General features: G+C 72.2%; 20 protein-coding genes. 10 read left to right on the top strand and 10 right to left on the bottom strand.

Annotation, left to right across the window (positions count from 1 at the left end; translation table 11 throughout):
- Positions 1–23: 23 nt before the first annotated feature.
- Positions 24–1121, bottom strand: a complete 1098-nt coding sequence (locus CLT71_RS29810; RefSeq protein ID WP_101370017.1) for a sugar kinase — start codon at positions 1119–1121, stop codon at positions 24–26.
- A 141-nt stretch (positions 1122–1262) separates the two neighbouring features.
- Positions 1263–1922: a bifunctional 4-hydroxy-2-oxoglutarate aldolase/2-dehydro-3-deoxy-phosphogluconate aldolase gene (eda, locus tag CLT71_RS29805; protein WP_101370016.1), complete on the bottom strand. Its 660-nt coding sequence runs from the start codon at positions 1920–1922 to the stop codon at positions 1263–1265.
- Positions 1923–1976: 54 nt separating this feature from the next.
- On the opposite strand from eda, the gene CLT71_RS29800 reads away from it, so the two are divergent.
- Both CLT71_RS29800 and CLT71_RS29795 read left to right on the top strand, forming a co-directional pair.
- A complete protein-coding gene (locus CLT71_RS29800; protein ID WP_101371915.1) occupies positions 1977–2783 on the top strand; it encodes an IclR family transcriptional regulator in 807 nt (268 codons plus the stop codon).
- 294 nt (positions 2784–3077) lie between these two features.
- Complete coding sequence (locus CLT71_RS29795; protein WP_101370015.1) at positions 3078–4226, top strand: glycoside hydrolase family 12 protein; 1149 nt, start codon at positions 3078–3080, stop codon at positions 4224–4226.
- A 112-nt stretch (positions 4227–4338) separates the two neighbouring features.
- On the opposite strand, the gene CLT71_RS29790 is transcribed toward CLT71_RS29795, so the two are convergent.
- Together CLT71_RS29790 and CLT71_RS29785 are read right to left on the bottom strand one after the other, a co-directional pair.
- The gene (locus CLT71_RS29790) at positions 4339–5340 is read right to left on the bottom strand and encodes a type VI immunity family protein (protein WP_101370014.1); all 1002 of its coding nucleotides are present in this window, start codon (positions 5338–5340) and stop codon (positions 4339–4341) included.
- Positions 5341–5569: 229 nt separating this feature from the next.
- Positions 5570–6358 (bottom strand): aldo/keto reductase family protein, encoded by a 789-nt coding sequence (locus CLT71_RS29785; RefSeq protein WP_101370013.1) that lies wholly within the window; start codon positions 6356–6358, stop codon positions 5570–5572.
- Positions 6359–6431: 73 nt separating this feature from the next.
- On the opposite strand from CLT71_RS29785, the gene CLT71_RS29780 reads away from it, so the two are divergent.
- The 3 genes from CLT71_RS29780 (at position 6432) to CLT71_RS38305 (ending at position 10445) form a co-directional block, all read left to right on the top strand.
- A complete protein-coding gene (locus CLT71_RS29780; RefSeq protein ID WP_101370012.1) occupies positions 6432–7505 on the top strand; it encodes a DNA polymerase ligase N-terminal domain-containing protein in 1074 nt (357 codons plus the stop codon).
- Between the two features lie 72 nt (positions 7506–7577).
- Positions 7578–8780 (top strand): threonine synthase, encoded by a 1203-nt coding sequence (locus CLT71_RS29775; protein ID WP_101370011.1) that lies wholly within the window; start codon positions 7578–7580, stop codon positions 8778–8780.
- A 108-nt stretch (positions 8781–8888) separates the two neighbouring features.
- The gene (locus tag CLT71_RS38305) at positions 8889–10445 is read left to right on the top strand and encodes a trehalase domain-containing protein (RefSeq protein ID WP_486483532.1); all 1557 of its coding nucleotides are present in this window, start codon (positions 8889–8891) and stop codon (positions 10443–10445) included.
- Between the two features lie 13 nt (positions 10446–10458).
- On the opposite strand, the gene CLT71_RS29765 is transcribed toward CLT71_RS38305, so the two are convergent.
- Both CLT71_RS29765 and CLT71_RS29760 read right to left on the bottom strand, forming a co-directional pair.
- Positions 10459–10851 carry a cupin domain-containing protein gene (locus tag CLT71_RS29765; RefSeq protein WP_101370010.1) on the bottom strand — a complete coding sequence of 131 codons (393 nt, stop codon included), beginning with the start codon at positions 10849–10851 and terminating at the stop codon, positions 10459–10461.
- A gap of 549 nt (positions 10852–11400) precedes the next feature.
- Positions 11401–11838 carry a hypothetical protein gene (locus tag CLT71_RS29760; protein WP_101370009.1) on the bottom strand — a complete coding sequence of 146 codons (438 nt, stop codon included), beginning with the start codon at positions 11836–11838 and terminating at the stop codon, positions 11401–11403.
- Positions 11839–12101: 263 nt separating this feature from the next.
- Between CLT71_RS29760 and CLT71_RS29755 the strand changes: the two genes are divergently transcribed.
- The gene (locus tag CLT71_RS29755) at positions 12102–12482 is read left to right on the top strand and encodes a fibronectin type III domain-containing protein (RefSeq protein ID WP_101370008.1); all 381 of its coding nucleotides are present in this window, start codon (positions 12102–12104) and stop codon (positions 12480–12482) included.
- Positions 12483–12589: 107 nt separating this feature from the next.
- Positions 12590–13615, top strand: a complete 1026-nt coding sequence (locus CLT71_RS29750; protein WP_486483531.1) for an NAD-dependent protein deacetylase — start codon at positions 12590–12592, stop codon at positions 13613–13615.
- Here CLT71_RS29750 and CLT71_RS29745 read toward each other — a convergent pair.
- The 4 genes from CLT71_RS29745 to CLT71_RS29730 all read right to left on the bottom strand — a co-directional run bounded on the left by CLT71_RS29745 (position 13528) and on the right by CLT71_RS29730 (position 17101).
- A complete protein-coding gene (locus CLT71_RS29745) occupies positions 13528–14127 on the bottom strand; it encodes a GNAT family N-acetyltransferase (RefSeq protein ID WP_101370007.1) in 600 nt (199 codons plus the stop codon). The genes CLT71_RS29750 and CLT71_RS29745 overlap by 88 nt on opposite strands.
- Positions 14128–14203: 76 nt before the next feature.
- Positions 14204–15151: a DMT family transporter gene (locus tag CLT71_RS29740; RefSeq protein ID WP_101370006.1), complete on the bottom strand. Its 948-nt coding sequence runs from the start codon at positions 15149–15151 to the stop codon at positions 14204–14206.
- Positions 15152–15400: 249 nt separating this feature from the next.
- Positions 15401–15691, bottom strand: coding sequence for a HesB/IscA family protein (locus tag CLT71_RS29735; RefSeq protein ID WP_101370005.1), 291 nt, complete (start codon positions 15689–15691; stop codon positions 15401–15403).
- Positions 15692–16027: 336 nt separating this feature from the next.
- Positions 16028–17101: a flavin-containing monooxygenase gene (locus CLT71_RS29730; protein WP_101371913.1), complete on the bottom strand. Its 1074-nt coding sequence runs from the start codon at positions 17099–17101 to the stop codon at positions 16028–16030.
- A gap of 82 nt (positions 17102–17183) precedes the next feature.
- Between CLT71_RS29730 and CLT71_RS29725 the strand changes: the two genes are divergently transcribed.
- The 3 genes from CLT71_RS29725 (at position 17184) to CLT71_RS29715 (ending at position 21729) form a co-directional block, all read left to right on the top strand.
- Entirely contained in the window at positions 17184–18488 is a 1305-nt protein-coding gene (locus tag CLT71_RS29725; RefSeq protein WP_486483530.1) for a phospholipase D-like domain-containing protein, read from the top strand.
- Positions 18489–18633: 145 nt separating this feature from the next.
- Complete coding sequence (gene aceB, locus CLT71_RS29720) at positions 18634–20214, top strand: malate synthase A (protein WP_101370003.1); 1581 nt, start codon at positions 18634–18636, stop codon at positions 20212–20214.
- A 48-nt stretch (positions 20215–20262) separates the two neighbouring features.
- Positions 20263–21729 carry an FAD-linked oxidase C-terminal domain-containing protein gene (locus CLT71_RS29715; RefSeq protein WP_101370002.1) on the top strand — a complete coding sequence of 489 codons (1467 nt, stop codon included), beginning with the start codon at positions 20263–20265 and terminating at the stop codon, positions 21727–21729.

Genomic DNA, 21729 nt, shown 5'->3' with positions numbered 1-21729 from the left:
CTGCTCATGGCCCGGTCACCTGCTCAGCGCTGTACCCGGGCTCCCGCCCCCCGGACGAGCGCCTCGACCTCCTTCAGGCTCGCCATCGAGGTGTCGCCAGGGGTGGTCATCGCCAGCGCGCCGTGCGCCGCGCCGTACTCCACCGCACTGGCGAGGTCGCCGCCGGTCAGCAGCCGGTAGATCAGCCCGGAGGCGAAACTGTCGCCGCCGCCGACCCGGTCGAGGATCTCCAGGTTCGCCCGGTGGGTCGCCTGCACGAATCCACTGCCGGCGGACCAGGCGATCGCACCCCAGTCGTTGACTGTCGCGCTGCGTACGGTGCGCAGCGTGGTCGCCACCACCTGGAAGTTGTCGTACTCCTTGGTGACCGCCTCGATCATCCGCTGGAAGTTCGCCACCTCCAGTTCGGCCAGGGACTCGTCGGTGTCGGGCACCTCGAAGCCGAGCGAGGCGGTGAAGTCCTCCTCGTTGCCGATCATCACGTCGACGTACCGGGCCAGCCGCCGGTTGACCTCCTGCGCCCGGGACTGGCCGCCGACCGCCTTCCAGAGACTGGGCCGGTAGTTCAGGTCGTACGAGATCACGGTGCCGTTGCGGCGGGCGGCGGTCATCGCGGCCTCGATGGTCTCCGGGGTGCCCTCGGAGAGCGCCGCGTAGATCCCTCCGGTGTGCAGCCAGCGCACGCCAAGGGTGCCGAAGAGGTGGTCCCAGTCGACGTCGTCCGGGCGGAGCTGGCTGGCCGCGGTGTGGCCCCGGTCCGAGGTGCCGACGGCACCGCGCACCCCGAAGCCCCGCTCGGTGAAGTTGAGCCCGTTGCGGACGCTGCGGCCGATGCCGTCGTAGGGCACCCACTTGACGAAGGAGGTGTCCACCCCGCCGGTGAGGATCAGGTCCTCCAGCAGCCGTCCCACCTCGTTGTCGGCGAACGCGCTGACCAGCGCGGTACGCAGTCCGAAGCAGCGGCGCAGCCCGCGCGCGACGTTGTACTCGCCGCCGCCCTCGAAGGCCCGGAACGTCCGCGCGGTGCGTACCCGGCCCTCACCCGGGTCGAGCCGGAGCATCACCTCGCCGAGCGAGACCAGGTCGAAGCGGCAGTCCTCGGCGGGACGGAGCGTCAGCATGGGCGGACCTTTCGGGCGGGCCGGACGGTGCGGGGTCGGCGGTCGGATGGGGTGGGACGGCTGGCCGCGACGGCGGCGAGAGTCAGCCGGCAGAACGGCTGGCCGCGCCGACGGTCACGCGGCTGGCCGCGCCGACGGTGGTCAGGCGGCGGGGCGGCTGGCCTCGACGGCGGCGGCGGTCAGCCTGGTGACCTCGTCCCAGCGCCCCTCGGCGAGCAGGGTGGGGGCGACCATCCAGGTGCCGCCGACCGCGAGCACGGCGGGCAGCGCCAGATAGTCGGCGAGGTTGCCGGTGTTGACCCCGCCGGTCGGGACGAACCGGACCGACCGGAACGGGGCGGCCAGCGCCTTGACCGTGCCGACCCCGCCGAGCTGCTCGGCCGGGAAGAACTTCACCGTGTCCAGCCCGGCCTCCAGGGCCATCTGGATCTCGGTGGCGGTGGCGGCACCCGGGAAGACCGGCAGGCCGCGCTCCTGGCAGTGCCGGACCACCGACGGCGAGAAGCCGGGGCTGACCACGAACCGGGCACCCGCGTCGACGGCCTGGTCGACCTGGGCCGGCGTGAGCACGGTGCCGGCGCCCACCAGCAGGTCGGGGCGCTCGGCCATCAACCGGATGGACTCGGCGGCGGCCGACGTCCGGAAGGTCACCTCGATGGCCCGCAAACCGCCCTCGGTGAGCGCGGCGGCCAGCGCCGGCGCCGAGGCCGCGTCCTCCAGGACCACTACCGGCAGGATCCGGGTCGCGGCGATAGCCTCGGTTACTCCGGCAATCTGTTCATCATCTTGAACGCTGGTCACGTATGCGACCCTACTGGGCTCCCGGGGACTGTCAAGCCGGCTAGAGTGGCCGGCATGACGACGGCTACGACCAGCGGCGCCGAGTTGGGGGCGGTCGACGCGTTCCAGCCGGTGAAGTCGGCCGGCCGGACCCTCGACGTGCTGGAGGCGCTGGCCGACTCCCCGCAGCGCCGCTCCCTGGTCGAGCTGGCCCGGGCACTGGGCATCCCGAAGAGCAGCCTGCACGGCCTGCTGCGCACGATGATCCAGCGCGGCTGGGTGGAGGCGGACGCCACCGGCACCCGGTTCGGGCTCGGCGTACGCGCGCTACAGGTCGGTGCCGCCTACCTGGAGGCGGACGACGCCACCGGCCTGCTGGCCGGGGTCCTCGACAACCTGGCCGGCCAGTTCGGCGAGACCGTGCACCTCGGCCGGCTGGACGGCGCGCACGTCGTCTACCTGGCCAAGCGCGAGTCGGTGCACCGCCTGCGGCTCTACAGCGCGATCGGCCGGCACCTGCCGGCACACGCGACCGCCCTCGGCAAGGTGCTGCTCGCGCAGCGCGCCGACGAGGCGGTGGACCGGCTGCTGAGCTGGCCGTTGCCGGCGCTCACCCGGCACACCATCACCGATCCGGAACTGCTGCACGCGGAGCTGGCCTCGGTGCGGGACCGGGGCTACGCGGTGGACCGCGAGGAGAACACCGAGGGCATCGTCTGCTTCGCGATGGCGGTGCCGCTGCACTCCCCGGCGGTGGACGCGATCAGCCTCTCCATCCCGGCGACCAGGCTGGACGCGCAGAGCGAGGAACGGATCGTCGCCGCGCTGCACAGTGCGGTCGGCCAGGTGCGGGCGGCCCGCAGCCTGCTGGCCGGCACCTAGACCCCGCCAGGCTGCTGGCCGGCGGGCCGCGTGGCGGCGCCGTCGGACCCTTTTCCGGTACGGCGCCCGCCGGCTCCCTGTCCCCGGTACGCCGTTCAGCCCGACGGCGCAACCGCCATAACCGGCTGATCGGCATGAACAACCCTGGCGCGGGCCCGCCCAGTTGCTTTCCTATTTCAAGCATGTAAATGTGTCTCTAGCTGCCATGGGAGCGCTCCCCCGCACCACCCGCCGCACGCCCGGTACCACGCGGCACCGCACCACTCCACGGACACCCCACCCCCAAGGAGCATCATGAGACGTTCCGTCCCCGTCTTCGCGGCTGTCGCCGGCCTGTTGGCCAGCGCCGCCATCGCCGTACTCAGCTCCGCCGGCCCGGCTCAAGCCGACGTGCAGATCTGCGAGCAGTACGGCTCGACCACCATCCAGGGCAGGTACGTGGTCCAGAACAACCGTTGGGGCACCACCGCCCAACAGTGCATCAACGTCACCGACAACGGGTTCTCCATCACCCGGCAGGACGGCCAGGGCAGCACCAGCGGCGCGCCGGTGTCGTACCCGTCGGTCTTCCTCGGTTGCCACTACACCAACTGCTCCCCCGGCACCAACCTGCCGATGCAGGTGAGCCAGATCAGCAGCGCGAACAGCAGCATCAGCTACAACTACGTCAGCGGCGCCACCTACAACGCCTCATACGACATCTGGCTGGACCCGACGCCCAAGCGGGACGGTGTCAACCAGATGGAGATCATGATCTGGTTCAACCGGCAGGGCTCGATCCAGCCGATCGGCTCCTCGGTCGGCAACGCCACCGTCGGCGGGCGCAACTGGGAGGTGTGGCGCGGCAGCAACGGTTCCAACAACGTCATCTCGTACGTCGCGTCGTCCCCGATCAGCAGCTGGAACTTCAGCGTGCTGGACTTCATCAACGACACCCGCAACCGGGGCGCGATCACCAACTCGTGGTACCTGACCAGCATCCAGGCCGGCTTCGAGCCGTGGATCGGCGGCACCGGCCTCGCGGTGAACTCCTTCTCCGCCTCGGTGAACGGCGGCGGCAACCCGCAGCCGACCAACCCGCCGACGAGCCAGCCGACCAACCCGCCGACCAACCCGCCGGGCGGCAGCTCCTGCCGGGTCGCCTACACGGCGAACAGCTGGAACAACGGGTACACCGCGTCGGTCACCATCACCAACACCGGTTCCAGCGCGATCAACAACTGGGCACTGACCTACAACCTGCCCTCGGGGCAGCAGGTCGGCAATGCCTGGAACGCCACCGTGACGCAGAGCGGATCGGCGGTAACCGCCCGCAACATCAGTTGGAACGCCAACATCCCGCCGGGCGGTACGGCCTCCTTCGGCTACCAGGGATCGTTCAGTGGCACGTACTCCTCGCCCACCTCGTTCAGCCTGAACGGCTCCGCCTGCACCCGGGCCTGAGCAGCCCTGACGCACTCCCATCCGGCTCCGGCCGGGCCGGTACAGCTCCGACAGGTGCTCCCGCCACCCGCGACAGGGGTGGCGGGAGCACCCGTCCGGTAACCGGAGCGGCTCAGCGGGTGGCGAGCCCGGGACCGAGGTCGAGGCGCTGCCCGGGAAGCTGCGGATGCACGGTACGGGCGTCGGCGAAGACCACCCGGCTCAGGTCGTGCCCGCCGGGATCGCCGGCCAGCACTCCGGGTACCGCCGACAGCATCGCCGACCCGGCCGGTGGCACCGTCGGCAGCGCACCCGGCTGTCCCGGCGGCAACACCGGCGCCAGGGCGCGGAACGCCGCGCGTACCCGGTCGGCGCGGTAGTCGGCCGGATCGTCGGTGGCCCGCAGCAGCACGCCGCCGTGCCGCAGTGGCCGTACCTCGACGAAGGCGCCACTCGCCCGCAGCCGCTCCGTCCCGCCCAGCGCGGCCACCAGCTCCGGTGGGCAGACCGTCACCCACTCGTAGCCGCGCAGGTGCGTACGGCTCTGCTCGGCCGAGGACTCCGCGGAACGGCCCAGCGCCGCGTCCAGCATCGTCGCCGGGGAGAGCAGGCCGGCGTTCACCACGATCTCGCCGTACGCCGGATCGGTCGCGTCACCGACCAGCCGGGCCAACTCGACCAGGGCCGGCAGCACCAGCGGCAGCGCACCGGAGCGCCCCTCGAAGCCGATCGAGATCTGCAACCGGACGTGCCGCCGCCCGGCGAACCGGGCCAGGAAGACGTCCAGTTCGGAGGCGATCGCGGTCGGCGCGACATCGAACCACCGGGCCGAGAGCTGGGCACAGTCGGCGGTCAACCCGTCCACCCAGCGCTCCGGCCGGCGCCGCCGCCCGCGCCCGGTGGCACCCTGCTCGAACGCGGTGAGCGATGTCGCCGGAGCGGCGGCGCCGGCCGGCTGGACGAACGGCAGCAGCAACCGGCACACCTCGTCGTGCCACCAGCGGGCCAGCGTGCCCAACCAGCCCGGATCCTCGGCCCGGTCGAGATAGAGCAGCCAGGTGACGAAGTCCGGCTCCGGCCCGTTCTCCTCCGGGCCGGGGTGACCGAGGCCGCCGCCGAGCAGTTGGTCGTACATCCCGCCCCTTCCCCTCGCACCGCCACGGCCGGGTCGACGGCCCCGTGGACCGGACGGCGCGGTACGCGCGGTGCCCCGGCGGTTGCCGGTCAGGGTAGCCGCTCGGCGGAACGCCGGCAGATCGGCCAGCGGTTTACGGCGGGCGCGACGAGTCGTCAGATCGACGGGCACGACGGCCCAGCGGTCCCGGCGGGCGCGGTGGCCCAGCGGTCCCGGCGGGCGCGGTGGCTCAGCGGCCCATCGCGTCGAGCTGGCGCAGCTCGTTGTCGCTCAGCGCGAAGCCGAAGAGGTCGAAGTTCTCCCTGATCCGGGACGGTGTGCCCGACTTCGGGATCACCACGACGCCGTGGTCGATGTGCCAGCGCAGCACCACCTGCCCCGGCGTGACACCGTGCGACCGGGCGATCTCCCCGAGTACCGGGTCGTCCAGGTCGGTCGTCTTCAACGGGCTGTACCCCTCCAGCACCACGCCCCGCTCCCGGTGCTCGTCGAGCAGGCGCGAGTCGTACAGCGCCGGACCCCAGCGGATCTGGTTCACCGCCGGCGCCTCCCCGGTCGCCTCAATCAGCATGTCGAGCTGGGCGGTGCTGTAGTTGCTCACCCCGACCGTGCGGGCCAGTCCCTCGTCCCGGACGGCCAGCAGCTCCCGCCAGCTCGCGACGCTGGCCCGGTCCTGCGGGGGCGGCCAGTGGATCAGCCACAGGTCGACGTACCCGGTGTCGAGGGCGGCGAGGCTGGCCGCGATCGTCTCCCGCTCCCGACCCGCCCGCTCCGGCGGGAGCTTGGTGGTGACGAAGATGTCCTCCCGGGCCACTCCGCTGTCCCGGATCGCCCGGCCCACCTCGTCCTCGTTGCCGTACATGGTGGCGGTGTCGAGGTGCCGGTAGCCGACGTCAAGCGCCTCCCGGACCGCGTCGTACGCCCCGCGACCGTGCAACTGCCAGGTGCCGAAGCCGAGCAGCGGCATCCGGGTCTCGTTCGGCAGCAGGACGGTGGGCTGGTCGATCGCAGACGTCATGGCGCCTTTCTACCCGGGTACACCGTGCGCATGCATCCCGGCGGCCGCTGCCGGATCGGCGGAGAATGGCCGCATGGGCGACCGGCTGGACGAGTACCGCCGCAGGCGTGACCGGGCGCGCACCCCGGAACCGGTGCCGGAACCGGAGCCGGAGCCGACCGCCGGGCGGCCCGGTGACCGGTTCGTCATCCAGCAGCACCACGCCCGGGCCCTGCACTGGGACCTGCGGTTGGAGCGCGACGGGACCCTCGCCTCGTGGGCCGTGCCACGCGGGCTGCCGCGCGAGCCCGGGCGCAGCCACCTCGCGGTGCACACCGAGGACCACCCGCTGGAGTACCTCGACTTCTCCGGCGAGATCCCGGCCGGCGAGTACGGCGGCGGCCGGATGACCGTCTTCGACCGGGGCGACTACAGCTGCGAGAAGTGGCGCGACGACGAGGTGCTGGTGACGCTGCGCGGCGGCCGGGTCTCCGGACGTTACGTGCTGTTCCGGGCGGGCCGGGGCGACACCGGGCGCGGCGAACGGGACTGGATGGTCCGCCGGCTCGATCCGGCGCCGCCGGGCTGGCAGTCGATGCCGGAGCGGGTCCGCCCGATGCTCGCCGCGCCCGCGTCGAAGCTGCCCGCCGACGACCCGGTCTGGGGTTACGAGATGCGCTGGGACGGGCTGCGGGCCATCGGGTACGTCTCCGGCGGCCGGCTCCGGCTGCGCTCCGGTGCTGACGACGACCTCACCTCGGCGTACCCGCGGTTGCGCGAGCTGGCCGAGCGGATGGCTCCCACCGAGGCGGTGCTCGACGGCGAACTGGTCGACTTCGACAGCTCCGGCCGGGTACGCCGGGCCGCACCCCGCCCCGCCGGCAGGCGGAACCCGGCCGGGGACGGCAGCCAGTACCTGATCTTCGATCTGCTCTGGTTGGAGGGGACGAGCAGCCTCGACCTGCCGTACGCCCAGCGCCGGGAACTCCTCGACGGCCTGGCGCTGTCCGGACCGCACTGGCAGACGCCGCCGTACTTCCCCGGCGGTGGCCGGTACGCGCTCGACGCCAGCCGCGAGCAGGGGCTGGCCGGAGTGCTGGCCAAACGGCTCGACGCCGGTTACCTGCCGGGGCGGCGCAGCCGGCAGTGGCTCGCCGTCGACAACTGAACCCGGAGCCGTTACCACCCGGCTCGGCGGCCCGGCAGGGGATCATGGGAGAACCGAGTACCGGAGGCCGCCGTGTATCTGACCCACCTGCACTGCCCGCGCTGCGACGCCGAGCACCCGGCGGACCGCCCGCAGAACCTCTGCTCGTGCGGCTCGCCGCTGCTGGCCCGCTACGACCTCGCCGAGGTGCGCAGGGCGGTGGACCCGGCCGTGCTGGCGAGGCGTCCGGCCGATCTGTGGCGCTACCGGGAACTGCTGCCGGTCGCCGAGGACCGGCACGTCACCACCTTCGGCGAGGGCTGGACACCGCTGCTGCCGGCGGCCCGCTACGGCGAGTCGATCGGCGTACCGGAGCTGCTGGTCAAGGACGAAGGGCTGGTGCCGACCGGTTCGTTCAAGGCCCGCGGCGCGGCGGTCGGGGTGTCCCGGGCGCGTGAGCTGGGCATCCGGCACGTGGCGATGCCGACGAACGGAAACGCCGGTGCGGCCTGGGCCACCTATGCCGCCCGGGCCGGACTGCGGGCCACCATCGCCATGCCGCTCGGCGCCCCCACCATCACCCGCCGGGAGTGCCTGGCCGCCGGCGCGGACCTGCACCTGGTCGACGGCCTGATCAGCGACGCCGGCCGGTACCTCGGAAAGCTGCTCGCCGAGGGGACCAACCTGCCGGACGGGGAGGTCTTCGACGTGGGCACCCTCAGGGAGCCGTACCGGCTGGAGGGCAAGAAGACCATGGGGTACGAGATCGTCGAGCAGCTCGGCTGGCAGGTGCCGGACGTCATCGTCTATCCGACCGGCGGCGGGGTGGGGCTGATCGGCATCCACAAGGCACTGCACGAGATGCGGGAACTCGGCTGGATCGGCGAGACCCTGCCCCGGCTGGTGGCCGTGCAGTCCACCGGCTGCGCCCCGATCGTGCGCGCCTTCGGTGCCGGTGCACGCCGGGCCGAGCCGTGGGCCGACGCCTGGACCGTCGCCTTCGGCATCAACGTGCCGGCCCCGCTCGGCGACGAACTCATCCTCGACGCGCTGCGGGACACCGCCGGTACGGCGGTAGCCGTCGACGACGAGGCGATCCTCGCCGACCTGCACGACTTCGGTGCCCGGGAAGGGCTGCTGCTCTGCCCGGAAGGAGCCGCCTGCCTGACCGCCGTACGGCAACTGCGGGCCGGCGGCTGGCTCCGCTCCGACGAACGGGTGGTGGTGCTGAACACCGGTGCCGGGCTGAAATATCCGGAGACCGTGGACGTGGACAGCCTGCCGGTGGCGGGTTGACGCCGACGGTGCACCGAATACCCGGAACGACAGATATCCGGAACGACAGCGGTGGGGTGGACCGAAAGTTGACAACGACGGCGTACCGGCACTAGGCGTTGAGTGGTTATGTCTCACGCCGCGAAGCAGATCCGGGTCGCCGGGTCGAGCGAACCTGTTGACGTACCGGCGCACCTCGGCGAGGCCGACGCGGAGATCTGGCGGGGCGCGGCCGAGGTCCTGGCCGCCAACTGGACCGGCACCCACACGGTGCCGTCCCGGACCCTCTACCCGCACCAGTGGAGCTGGGACGCCGGCTTCATCGGCGTCGGGCTGGCCCACGTCGCACCCGAGCGGGCCTGGCGCGACCTGCGCAGCCTCTTCACCGCGCAGTGGCCGGACGGGCGGGTGCCGCACATCGTCTTCGACCCCGGGGTCACGGAACGCGACTACTTCCCCGGCCCGACCTTCTGGAACGGCGCCCCGGCCGGCCCCAACGGCGACAAGGCACACGGCACCCCGGCCACCCCGAACGGCGACAGGACACACGGCGCCCCGAACGGCGACGGGGCACACGGCGACGGGGCACACGGCGACGGGGCACACGGCGACGGGGCACACGGCGACGGGGCACACGGCGACGGGGCACACGGCGACGGGGTTGCGGGCAACGGCGCCGGGCCGGCCAGGCTGACCAGCGGGATCGTGCAGCCGCCGGTGCACGCGCTCGGCGCCTGGCGGATCTACCAGTGCGCGCCGGACGAGCGAGCCGTCACCGAACTGCGCTGGCTCTATCCCCGGCTCGTCGCCCAGCAGGACTACCTGGCCACCGCCCGGGACGTCGGCGGCGCCGGACTCGCCGCCATCGTGCACCCGTGGGAGTCCGGGCTCGACAACAGCCCGGCCTGGGACGAGGCGCTCGCCGCCGTACCGGTCGCGGTGGAGGTGCTGCGCCGGTACGCCCGGCGGGACAACCAGGTGGTCTCCTCCGACCACCGCCCCACCGACGACGACTACGCCCGCTACCTGAGCGTGGCGCTGTCGTACCGGGACGGGGGTTACCAGGACGCGGCGCTGGCGGTACGGCATCCCTTCCTGGTCGAGTGTCCGGGTTTCAACGCGCTGCGCGGCGCGGCCGAGCTGGCGCTGGCCCGGATCGCCGAGGTGGTCGGCGCCGACCCGGCACCGCACCGGGACCGGGCCGCCGAGATCACCCGGCACCTGGTGGACCGGCTCTTCGTCCCGGAGACCGGCATCTTCCACACGCTGGACGTCCGGACCGGACGGCACAGTCCGGCCCGGTGCGTCAACGGGCTCCTGCCGCTGGTGCTGCCGGAGTTGCCGGCCGGCCAGGTGGCGAGTCTGGTGGCAGAGCTGGAGTCGGCCCGGTTCGGGGTCGACCCCCTGCCGGTACCCAGCTACGACCGCTCCGCAGTCGACTTCGACCCGTACCGGTACTGGCGCGGCCCGGTCTGGTTCAACATCAACTGGCTGCTCCAGGCCGGGCTGCGTACCCACGGGCGGGACGGGTTGGCCGACACCCTGCGCCGGGCCCTGCTCGACCTGGCCCGCCGTTCCGGCTACTACGAGTACTTCCACCCGGACAGCGGTGCCGGGATCGGCTCTCCGGCGTTCAGCTGGACGGCCGCGCTCACCCTGGACCTCCTGGCGGAGCCGCTCGGGTGAGGCGCGCGTCCGGTCAGCTGGTCGGCGGCTCGTCCTTGCCGGCCTCCTCCAGCGCGTCGGCCTCCTCCTTGGTGTGGTGCACCGCCTGGTCGGCGTGCTCCGGGGGACCGTAGATGGTGTAGAGCACCAGCGGGTTCGGGCCGGTGTTGACGAAGTTGTGCTTGCGTCCGGCCGGTACGACCACCAGGTCGCCCTGGGTCACCTTGCGGGTCTGACCGCTGACCCGGGCCTCTCCGGTGCCGCTGACGAACGTGAGGATCTGGTCGATGTCCTCGTGCACCTCTTCGCCGATCTCGCCGCCCGGCGGGATCGTCATGATGACCAACTGGGTGTGCTTGCCGGTCCACAACACCCGGCGGAAGTCCGGGCTTTCCTCGGCGACGGTAGCGATAGTGAAGTGCTCCATGGCTCCTGCTTACCCAGGATGCGGGCCGTTGATTCCGGGCTTTCTGGGACTCTTGTGACGGCTGGGAGACTCTTGTGCCCGCTGGGCCGCTCCGACTCGCCCGTCCGGGTGACCCCTACCAGTTCCGCCCGTCCGTCGGGTTTGCTTCCGGGCCGGGTGGGAAACCCCACACGTAGCCGGAACGCACCCGAGAGAGGCGGACCGGTCGAGCCAGGTCCTCGCCGGCGTACCGCCGTTTGGCTGCGCGGGCGGGAGACGGCCAGAGCGCGGCGACGCCGAGACCGGCGGCGCCGCGCGCTCACGGTCGGCGCCGGTTCGACGCCCCCGGCTACCTACCCACCGCGAACTGTCGCCGGTACCGCGCCACGAGCTTTCCGCCGGTACCGCGCTACGAGCTTTCCGCCGGTACCCGATCCTGCGATCTTCCGGGTTGACCGGGGCCGGTCCCCGCGGCGCCGGGCCGCGCCGCGGGGACCGGCGGCCAGGCGGTTCCGCCTGGCCGGGGCGACGCCCGGCCGGTGGCGCGCCGGCCGGGCGTCGGTGTCCGGTTCAGGAGGAGACGTGCAGGTGGAAGGCGCGGTCGGCGGGTACGCCCGAGCTGTTCCAGGTCTGCACGAAGACCCCGGCCGCAAGGCCGGCCCGGCCGACCACGGCGATCTCGCCGGGCGGTGACGCGCCGACGCTGCCGGTCAGCCCGATGGTGGCGGTGAAGGCCGACCGGGCCACGCTCTGGATGAAGACCACCTGGTACTGGCCGGTGGCGAGCCGGGCGGACGAGACGGCGCCGAAGCCCCGGGCGAGGCTGCCGTTCGCGTTCACCACGGCGAAGTGGCCCTGGGCGGTGGCGGGCAGTCCGGCGGCGGTGGCGGGTACGGCCGCGACGCCGACCCCGTCCGTCTCGGTGCCCTCGGTCGGTGGTTGTTCGTCGGTGGCGACGGCGGGCTGCTCGTCGGTCGCGGCGTGCTTGGCCTCGCTGCTCTCGGACATGGTGGTACTCCTTGCTGGTCGGACCGTTCCCGGCCCGTCGACGAGGGATCGCGGGCGTGGGCCACGGCGAGCGATGTGGTCCCAGCCGCACGGGCGGTACCTGCCCGCAGCTGACATTACTCTCCGTCAACATATGACCACACTTAGTACTCCTGTCCGATCGAGGACAGCGATCCTGGACAGCCAGGGAGTCGGCGTAGTTTGATGGATATCAATCTCTTCTTCGGTGCCGGAGCAGTCGTACCCGCAGAAAGGCTCTCGTCATGCTCGGACGCAAGCTGCCCGCCCTGCTGCACACCGCCCTGCTCGCCCTTGCCCTGCTGGCCCTGCCGGCGCCGGCCCAGGCCGACCCGCTCACCCCGCTGCCGCCGCCCGGCCAACCGGTGGCCACCGGCATCACCCCGACCGGTGCGACCCTGACCTGGGCGCGCCCCGCCGGCCCGGTCTTCCGGTATTCGATGCTGCGGCTGGTGGACGGCGAGTGGCAGGGCTTCTCCTCGATGCCGTTCAACACCGTCACCTTCGTCGCGCTGACCCCGGACACCGAATACACCGTGGCGGTCCGGGCGGCCGCGCTCGTCGGTTCCGGTTACACCATCAGTCCGCTCTCCGAGCCGCTCACCTTCCACACCCCGCCGGCCTAGCTGCCACCGGACGGCAACCGCATCCGGTGATCCGGGTCACCCTCGCCCGGCGGCAGGTCCGGGGCGCTCGTTAGCCGCGACCGCGCCGGGCGAGGCAGCATGGAGGGGTGCAGAACCGCAGCGTCGAACGCTACGCCCCGCTGGCGCGGCTCCTGGCCGACGGCGACGTCGTGGTGCTCAGTGGTGCCGGCCTCTCCACCGACTCCGGCATCCCCGACTACCGGGGGCCGAGCGGGGCGCTGCGCCGGCACACCCCGATGACGTACCAGACGTTCGTCGGCGACCCGCTGGCCCGGCGCCGGTACTGGGCGCGCAGCCACCTCGGCTGGCGGACGATCGCCCGGGCCACCCCGAACGCCGGACACCGGGCGGTGGCCGAACTCGACAGGCGCGGACTGCTGGCCGGCATCCTCACCCAGAACGTGGACGGCCTGCACCAGGCCGGCGGGGCCCGGTCAGTGGTCGAACTGCACGGCAGCCTGGCCCGGGTGACCTGCCTGGGCTGCGGCGAGAGGACCGACCGGGAGACGCTGGACGAGCGACTGCGGGCCGCCAATCCCCGGTTCGCCGCCCGCGCCCACACAGTCAACCCGGACGGTGACGTCGAGCTGCCGGACGAACTGGTCGAGGGCTTCCGGACCGTCGACTGCCAGGCGTGCCCGGGCGGCATGCTCAAGCCGGACGTGGTCTTCTTCGGCGAGTCGGTGCCGCCGGACCGGGTCCGGACCTGCTTCGAGCTGGTCGAGCGGGCCCGGCTGCTGCTGGTGCTCGGCTCGTCCCTGACGGTGATGTCCGGCCGCCGTTTCGTGATCCGGGCGGCGAAGCTCGACATCCCCGTGGTGATCGTCAACCAGGGACCGACCCGGGGCGACGACTACGCCGAGCTGACCGTCGACGCGCCGCTCGGTGAGGTGCTGCCGGCGCTGGTCCGGCTCGCCGGCCCGACCCCGCACACCATCGCGGCTCCGCACACCGGCCCGACCCCGCACACCGGCCCGACAGCCGCCCGGCACACCGGCCCGACAGGGGCACCGCACCCGACCGGTCAGCCGCGCCCCGCCGCGTCGGGCCCGGACGAGCCGGCTCCGGCCGGGCTCGCCCCGCGCAGCGCCGCCGGCACCGTCAGCCGGTAACCCCGCATCCGGTACGCCCCGATGCGCGGGTCGTCCGGCCGGCGGCACCCGTCGTCCACCCATCCGTTGCGCAGGTAGAAGCGGCGGGCCCGCTCGTTGAAGTCCCAGACGAAGAGCCGGGCCGAGACGACTCCGGCCGCCCGCCACCGCTCGACACAGCGGCCGAGCAGTCGACCGGCGATCCCCCGGCCCCACAGCTCGGGATCAACGTGGATCTTGTAAAGCTCGACGGTCGTACCGGGGAACGGGTCGGGGTGGCTGACCGGACCGGCGAGGGTGAACCCGACCACCCGGTCGCCGAGCACCGCGCAGCAGCCGTCGACCTGCGGCGAGCCGAGCATCGCCGCGTAGTAGCCGTCCCGGCGGGCCCGCAGCTCCGCCTCCGAGGCGGCCAGCTCCGACTCGGGCCGGACCGCCCGCTGGTACGCGGCACGGCTGCGCAGGTGCAGCTCCAGTACCGCATCGGTGTCGGCCGGTGTCGCGGGACGCAGCTCGATCGGCGGCTCGGTCATCCGGCGGCTCCTTCCCGTCCCCTGCCCAGCGCGGTCCCGGGCAGGGGACGGGAAGTGGACGTCCGGTTTCGGAACTCTACGCCGACGCTGACGCCGACGACGCCGCCGATGCCGACGACGACCGGGCGGCCAACACCACGGCCGTACCGAGCAGTGCGGCGCCGAGCAGCCCGGCCGGGCCGAGCCGGTCTCCGAGCAGCAGTGCGGCGAGCAGCGCCCCGACCAGCGGTTCCAGCAGTGCCAACAGCGCGGCGGTGCCGGGCCGGACGGTACGCAGCCCTCGGAAGTAGAGCAGGTACGCCACCGCTGTCGGTCCGGTGCCCAGCGCGATCAGCAGCCCGAGGGCGGCGGGACCGGGCTGGAAGCCGAGCCCGACCGTGCCCGCGGCAAGTGGTGCCACCAGCAGCCCGCCGAGGGTGAAGCCGTAGCCGGTGCTGGCGAGATCGTCGAGTCCCGGCACCGGCCGGGCCCCGACCAGGGTGATCGCGGCGAATCCGGCGGCCGAGACCAGCGCCAGCAGCGCGCTGGAGAGCACCGCGAGTGCCCCGAAGCCACCGGCCGGAAGCCCGACCAGCAGCACCAGCCCGGCCACCGCGAGCCCACAGGTGGCGGCGGTGCCCCGGTCCAGCCGCCGCCGGCCGGTGACCGCCTCGGCGCTGAGCACCAACAGTGGCGCGGCGCCGATGGTGATCAGGGTGGCGAGGCTGACCGAGGTCAGCGACACTGCCGCGAAATAACAGACCTGGTAGAGAGCCGCGAGTGTTCCGTAGACGGCGATCCGGGTCCAGGCCGCCCGGCCGCGCGGGGGGCGGCGTCCGGTGAGGGCGAGGAAGGCGACGATCAGGGCGCCGCCGACGGCCAGCCGGTACCCGGCGACCGCGACCGGGGATAGCCCGGTGTGCTGACCCAGCAGGCTGCCGGTGAGGCCACCGGTGCCCCACAGCGTGCCGGAGATGACCAGAAACCACAGGCCGGTACCGGACCGGCGGCGCACGGCGACAAGCGGTGCGGAAGAGGTGTGCATGAGGGTTCGCGCTCCTGCGACGAGAGGGAAAGTGGTCGCGGAAGCGGGGCGAGCCCAGGATCACCCGATGACGGACAGCGCGTCGGCCGGATCGGCGCGACGCGCTGGGGTTTTCGCCCCGCTCAGGAGCGCGGCGGCGGGGTGATGGGGAAGCAACGATGCACGGTCGGACTGTACCGGATCGGCACCGGGCCTCCGGCCGGTGGTCTCAGCCGGCGGGAGACCCGGTGCGCGGGCACGGCGGCGACGTCAGGTCGTCGGGCCCTGCTCCGCGAAGCCGAACTGCACCGCGCCCTGCGCGTCGACGGCGGCGTCCAGGGCCTTGTCGTCCAGGATCTGCGCGGCCTGCGGGTCGAGGAAGACCCGGGCGCCGTCGCTGTCCACCACCTGGTCGCCCTGGGCGGGGCTCTCCGCCAGGGTGAGGTTGAGTGATCCGGCGGAGAGGTCGCTGGCGATGCGCAGCCCGGCGCCCTCCGGCACCTCCTGCTGCGCGGTCAGGTCCCGGATCACGAGTACGGCGTTCTCGGTCATGGTGAGCATGCGGTCTCCTCGTGGATTTTTTGAGCTCGGCCGGTGCGCCCGTCCGACGGGCGTGCCCCGGGCACCCGCGGGTGGCCAACTGGGCCAATGCGTCGCGGCGGCCATCGGTCATGTAGCCAGCCCGTTCGTCTGGTCCACACCCTGCGGCGGACCGGGCTGACGCCTGGGTACGGCCGGTGCGCGTCACACCGAGCCGCCAGCTCGTGGCGACGGGCCGTACTTGCCCTACGTTGCCGCTTCCAGCCCGATTCGTCAAATGCGGTGAGCCGCCCGGCGGGGCGTGTTAAGGGCTGCGCCGATCCGGCTGGGCGGGACGTTTTGGCAGGTCAGTACGGGTTACGCGGCGGCGGGCGCAGGGTCGAGCAGTCGCCGGATCTCCCGTACGGCGCTGCGGCCGGCCCGGTTCGCGCCGATGGTGCTTGCTGACGGTCCGTACCCGATCAGGTGCACCCGGTCGTCGGCGACCACCCGCGTCCCGTCCATCACGATCCCGCCGCCCGGCCCGCGCAGTTTCAACGGGGCGAGATGGTCGAGTACGGCCCGGAAGCCGGTGCACCAGAGGATCACGTCGGCGGCGAAGGTGCTGCCGTCGGGCCAGACGACGCCGTCCGGGGTGATCCGGTCGAACATCGGCAGCCGGTGCAGCAGGCCCCGCGCCCGCATCCGGCGCAGTTGCTCCGTCCACACCAGACCGGTCGCGCCGACGACACTCTCCGGTGGCAGTCCGGCCCGGACCCGGGCATCCACCCTGGCCACGGCGGCCCGACCCCACTGCGGGGTGTACTCGCCGTCGACGATCACCGGAGGGCGGCGGGTGACCCAGCGGGTCTCGGCGGCGACCGTGGCGACCTCGTCGAGCAACTGGAGTGCGGAGGTGCCGCCGCCGACCACCACCACCCGACGGCCGGCGAACTCGGCCGGTCCCCGGTAGTCGGCGGTGTGCAACTGCCGGCCGGCGAAGGACTCCTGCCCGGCGTAGTACGGCCAGAACGGGCGCCGCCAGGTGCCTGTCGCGTTGACAAGTGCCCGGGTACGCCACTGTCCGGCGTCGGTGTGCACGTCGAGCCGGCCGTCCTCCCCGTCGTGCACCGCGAGCACGTTCACCGGGCGGTGCACCGGAAGGCCGAACTCGCGTTCGTACGCGGCGAAGTAGCCGGCGACCACCTCGGCGGCCGGCCGGTCCGGATCGACCTCGCCGAGCGGCCGGCCGGGCAGGTCGTGCACGCCGTGTACGGCGGACATCCGCAGCGTCGGCCAGCGGTCCCGCCAGGCGCCGCCCGGACCGGCGCCGCCGTCGAGCAGCAGGTAGCCGGTCTCCGGCGCGAACCCGGCGCGGCCGAGGAAGTAGCCGGCGGAGAGTCCCGCCTGCCCGGCCCCGATCACCAGCACGTCCACGTCCCGACCGTTCATCTTCGGCACAACCGTGCCGGGCGGCCGATCCGTACCCGGATCGGAGGTTCCGTCGATCACAATCCGGTGCGATCATCTAGCCATGCGGATACGTAGATTTTCGCCAAGGTTGGCGACGCGTTCGGCACTCGTCTTCATGGTCGCCGCCGGCACGCTTCCGATGCTCGGCGCCGGACCGGCCAGTGCCGCCGAGCCGGATCCGACGATCAACGACGCGGTCTTCAACCGGCCGACCGGCTCGACCGCGCAGCAGAACGCGATCTTCATGCAGCTCGCCCGGATCATCGACCGGGTACCGGCCGGCGGCGAGATCCAGATGTCCTGGTTCGGCTTCGGCGTCACCGACGTCACCGACACGGAGACCACCCCCGACCTGCCCGGCCGACTGATCAGGGCACACCAGCGGGGAGTACGGGTCAAAATCATCCTGGACCACGCGCAGGTGACCGAGCGGCCGTACCAGCGGCTGTTGCCGGTGCTCGGCAGCACCGACACCGCCGGGTCGTACATCGTGCACTGCTCCGACAAGTTCCCCGGCGCGGACCGGGGCTGCATCGGCACCCGGCGGATCGACTACACCGACTCGTCGGTGACGGCCTACAACCACAACAAGTTCCTCACCGCGTCCAGCATCGTGCTCAACAACGGCACGACAGTGTCCAATGTGGTCTTCCAGGGCTCGGCGAACCTCGGCTGGTGGGACGCGAACGAGGCGTACAACAACGGGTTGACCTTCAGCGACGCCACCACGTACCAGGCGTACCGGCAGTACTTCGCGGACCTGCGGTCGCACCGGTACAGCTCGGCCGGGAACAACAACTACTACTGGGGTACCCCGACCGGCACGACGTACCGGGCGTACTTCTTCCCCCGGCGGGAGCGCTCCGGACAGCCGATCAGCGACCCGGCCACCGACACCATCGTCAGCGTCCTCGACTCGGTCGCCTCCTGCTCGTACGACGACAACGGCACCCGCCGGCAGACCGACGTACGGGTCAACATGTACTCGTTCAACCGGCCCGAGGTGGCCAAGAAGCTCACCGCGCTGCGCAACGCCGGCTGCTGGGTCGACGTCGTCTACAGCGAGGCGAACACCGGAGTGCTCAACGCGCTCGGCAGCAACATCCAGTTGACCAAGTGCAACTACAACGTGGGGCCGGGGCGGGACATCCGCACGCACAACAAGTACATGATCATTGACGGTGCGTACGACGACGACATCGTGCCCCGGGTCTTCACCGGCAGCCACAACTACAACGTCTCCGCACTGCGCCAGGCCGACGAGGCACTGCTGCGGGTGATGGGCCGGGCCATCCACGACGACTACCTCGCCGACTTCTGGCACGTCCGGGACACCTGCCGGGCCAACGGCGGCGCAATCCGCTGAAGCGCAAGGCTGAGGTGTAAGGAAGGGCCCCTTCTTATACAGAAAACGATAAGAAGGGGCCCTTCCTTACCCGCCGGGCGCGTGGCGCGCCGGAACTTCCGCACCGCCGTACCCTGATCAAGGGTCACCAACGAGGAGGTCAGCGATGAAGCTGCCGCAGGGCGTCCAGGTCACCGGGCCGATGGACGACCGTTACCAGGAGATACTCACTGGCGAGGCGCTCGACTTCCTCGCCCGGCTGCACCGGTCGTTCGACGGCCGCCGCCGGGAACTGCTGGCCCGCCGGGAGGAACGGGCGGCGGAACTGGCCAACGGCGGCACCCTCGACTTCCTGCCCGAGACGGCACAGGTCCGGGCCGACGACTGGCGGGTCGCCGACCCGGCACCCGGGCTGGTCGACCGGCGGGTCGAGATCACCGGGCCGACCGACGCCAAGATGACAATCAACGCGCTCAACTCCGGTGCCAAGGTCTGGCTCGCCGACCACGAGGACGCCAACACGCCACTCTGGCGCAACGTGATCGAGGGACAGCTCAACCTCCGGGACGCGATCGCCCGCAAGCTGGAGCTGCACACCCCGGAGGGGAAGCACTACCGGCTGCGCGACGGCGAGCTGGCCACCATAGTGGTCCGGCCGCGCGGCTTGCACCTGCCGGAGAAGCACATCCTGGTCGACGGCGAACGCACCTCCGGCAGCCTCGTCGACTTCGGCCTCTACTTCTTCCACTGCGCCCGGCCGCAGCTCGACGCCGGCAGCGGCCCCTACTTCTACCTGCCGAAGCTGGAGAGCCACCTGGAGGCGCGGCTCTGGAACGACGTGTTCGGAGCCGCCCAGGAGTGGCTCGGCATCCCGCGCGGCACGATCCGGGCCACGGTGCTGATCGAGACCTTCCCGGCCGCGTTCGAGATGGACGAGATCCTCTACGAGCTGCGCGAGCACTCCGCCGGGCTGAACGCCGGGCGCTGGGACTACATGTTCAGCGTGATCAAGAAGTTCCGTACCCGGGGAGCCGACTTCCTGCTGCCGGACCGCAACGCGGTGACGATGACCGCGCCGTTCATGCGGGCGTACACCGAGTTGCTGGTCCGGACCTGTCACCGGCGCGGCGCGCACGCCATCGGCGGGATGGCCGCCTTCATCCCCAGCCGGCGCGACCCGCAGGTCAACGAGACCGCGCTGGCCAAGGTCCGCGACGACAAGACCCGGGAGGCGAACGACGGTTTCGACGGCTCCTGGGTCGCCCACCCCGACCTGGTGCCCGTCTGCCGCGAGGTCTTCGATCGGGTACTCGGCGACCGGCCGCACCAGCTCGACCGCACCCGTGATGAGGTACGGGTCAGCGCGGCGCAACTGCTCGACGTGGCGGCCACCCCCGGCGCGCCGACCGAGGCGGGGCTGCGCAACGACATAAGCGTCGGCATTCAGTACCTGGCGAGTTGGCTCGCCGGCTCGGGAGCGGTCGCCATCTTCAACCTGATGGAGGACGCGGCGACCGCCGAGATCTCCCGCTCGCAGGTCTGGCAGTGGCTGCACAACGACGTCACGCTGGAGGGCGGCGTGCGGGTCACCCGGGAACTGGTCGAGCGGATCGCCGACGAGGAGATCGACAAGCTCGGCGACGACCCCGGCCGGTACGCCGAGGCACGTGCCCTGTTCATGGAGGTCGCCGTGGCGGACGAGTTCGTCGACTTCCTCACCCTGCCCGCGTACGAACGGATGCCGTGACCGGGTACGAACCGATGTCCTGACCGCGCGGAGACCGGAGGTCGACGGATGGCCCGAGCCGAGATCGAGAGGTTGGCCGGCGAACTGCGGGCCGTCCTCGGCGCCGACCAGGTGATCGACGACCGGGCCCGGTTACGGACCTACGAGTGTGACGGGCTCGCCCAGTACCGCGTGGTACCGGCGCTTGTGGTGCTGCCCCGGACCGCCCAGGAGTGTGCCCAGGTGGTCCGGGCCTGCGTGGCCGCGCGGGTACCGTTCGTGGCCCGGGGCTCCGGCACCGGGCTCTCCGGCGGCGCCCTGCCGCACGCCGACGGGGTACTGATCGTCACCTCGCAACTGCGCGAGATCCGGGAGGTGTCACCGGCCGACGAGCGTGCCGTGGTCGAGCCGGGCGTGATCAATCTGGCGGTCACCCGGGCCGCCACCCCGTTCGGCTACTACTACGCCCCGGACCCGTCCAGCCAGCAGATCTGCTCGATCGGCGGGAACGTGGCGGAGAACTCCGGCGGAGCACACTGCCTGAAGTACGGCTTCACCACCAACCACGTGCTCGGGTTGCAGGTGGTCACCCCGGACGGCGACCTGGTCCGGCTCGGCGGGGCGGCACCGGACAGTCCCGGTTACGACCTCGTCGGCGCCTTCGTCGGCTCGGAGGGCACCCTCGGGATCGCCACCGAGGTCACCGTACGGCTGGTCCGGCTGCCGGAGTCGGTGCGTACCCTGCTCGCCGCCTTCGCCACGACGGACGCGGCCGGGGCGGCGACCTCGGCGATCATCGCCGCCGGGGTGGTGCCGGCGGCGGTGGAGATGATGGACGCCCTCGCCATCGAGGCGGCCGAGGCGGCGGTGCACTGCGGCTATCCGGCCGGGGCGGGCGCGGTGCTGATCGTCGAACTGGACGGCCCGGCCGCCGAGGTCGAGGCGCAGTTCGCGGAGGTGGAGCGGCTCTGCCGGGCCAACGCCGCGTTCGAGATCCGGATCGCCGTCGACGACGCCGAGCGGGCCCTCTTCTGGAAGGGCAGGAAGTCCGCGTTCGCCGCCGTCGGCCGGATCAGCCCGGACTACATCGTGCAGGACGGGGTGATCCCGCGTACCGCCCTGCCGGAGGTGCTGCGCCGGATCGGTGAACTCGCCGACGAGCGGGGCATCCGGGTGGCGAACGTCTTCCACGCCGGAGACGGCAACCTGCATCCGCTGGTCCTCTTCGACGACGCGATCGACGGGCAGGCCGAACGGGCCGAGGAACTCTCCGGCGCCATCCTCGACCTCTGCGTCGCGTACGGCGGGTCGATCACCGGGGAGCACGGCGTCGGGATGGACAAGGCGAAGTACCTGCCACGGATGTACACCGACGACGACCTGGACACCATGCAGTTGCTGCGCTGCGCCTTCGACCCGCGCTCGCTGGCCAACCCCGGCAAGATCTTCCCCACTCCCCGGCTCTGCGGCGAGGTGCCCGGCCGGCGCAGGGGGGCACACCCGCTCCAGGAGGCCGGTCTCGCGGAGGTGTTCTGA

The organism is Plantactinospora sp. CNZ320 (assembly GCF_002846275.1).
Note: the sequence above shows the minus strand (reverse complement) of the source record. Positions and strands in the feature narration are given on the sequence as shown.

What these genes read in the sequence shown, in the direction of transcription:
- CLT71_RS29810 (WP_101370017.1), bottom strand. Translation starts at nt 1,121, where the DNA reads ATGCTGACGCTCCGTCCCGCCGAGGACTGCCGCTTCGACCTGGTCTCG.
- CLT71_RS29730 (WP_101371913.1), bottom strand. Translation starts at nt 17,101, where the DNA reads ATGAACGGTCGGGACGTGGACGTGCTGGTGATCGGGGCCGGGCAGGCG.
- CLT71_RS29765 (WP_101370010.1), bottom strand. Translation starts at nt 10,851, where the DNA reads ATGGAGCACTTCACTATCGCTACCGTCGCCGAGGAAAGCCCGGACTTC.
- CLT71_RS29790 (WP_101370014.1), bottom strand. Translation starts at nt 5,340, where the DNA reads ATGTACGACCAACTGCTCGGCGGCGGCCTCGGTCACCCCGGCCCGGAG.
- CLT71_RS29740 (WP_101370006.1), bottom strand. Translation starts at nt 15,151, where the DNA reads ATGCACACCTCTTCCGCACCGCTTGTCGCCGTGCGCCGCCGGTCCGGT.
- CLT71_RS29795 (WP_101370015.1), top strand. Translation starts at nt 3,078, where the DNA reads ATGAGACGTTCCGTCCCCGTCTTCGCGGCTGTCGCCGGCCTGTTGGCC.
- CLT71_RS38305 (WP_486483532.1), top strand. Translation starts at nt 8,889, where the DNA reads ATGTCTCACGCCGCGAAGCAGATCCGGGTCGCCGGGTCGAGCGAACCT.
- CLT71_RS29760 (WP_101370009.1), bottom strand. Translation starts at nt 11,838, where the DNA reads ATGTCCGAGAGCAGCGAGGCCAAGCACGCCGCGACCGACGAGCAGCCC.
- aceB (WP_101370003.1), top strand. Translation starts at nt 18,634, where the DNA reads ATGAAGCTGCCGCAGGGCGTCCAGGTCACCGGGCCGATGGACGACCGT.
- CLT71_RS29745 (WP_101370007.1), bottom strand. Translation starts at nt 14,127, where the DNA reads ATGACCGAGCCGCCGATCGAGCTGCGTCCCGCGACACCGGCCGACACC.
- CLT71_RS29725 (WP_486483530.1), top strand. Translation starts at nt 17,184, where the DNA reads ATGCGGATACGTAGATTTTCGCCAAGGTTGGCGACGCGTTCGGCACTC.
- CLT71_RS29800 (WP_101371915.1), top strand. Translation starts at nt 1,977, where the DNA reads ATGACGACGGCTACGACCAGCGGCGCCGAGTTGGGGGCGGTCGACGCG.
- CLT71_RS29715 (WP_101370002.1), top strand. Translation starts at nt 20,263, where the DNA reads ATGGCCCGAGCCGAGATCGAGAGGTTGGCCGGCGAACTGCGGGCCGTC.
- CLT71_RS29780 (WP_101370012.1), top strand. Translation starts at nt 6,432, where the DNA reads ATGGGCGACCGGCTGGACGAGTACCGCCGCAGGCGTGACCGGGCGCGC.
- CLT71_RS29785 (WP_101370013.1), bottom strand. Translation starts at nt 6,358, where the DNA reads ATGACGTCTGCGATCGACCAGCCCACCGTCCTGCTGCCGAACGAGACC.
- CLT71_RS29735 (WP_101370005.1), bottom strand. Translation starts at nt 15,691, where the DNA reads ATGCTCACCATGACCGAGAACGCCGTACTCGTGATCCGGGACCTGACC.
- CLT71_RS29755 (WP_101370008.1), top strand. Translation starts at nt 12,102, where the DNA reads ATGCTCGGACGCAAGCTGCCCGCCCTGCTGCACACCGCCCTGCTCGCC.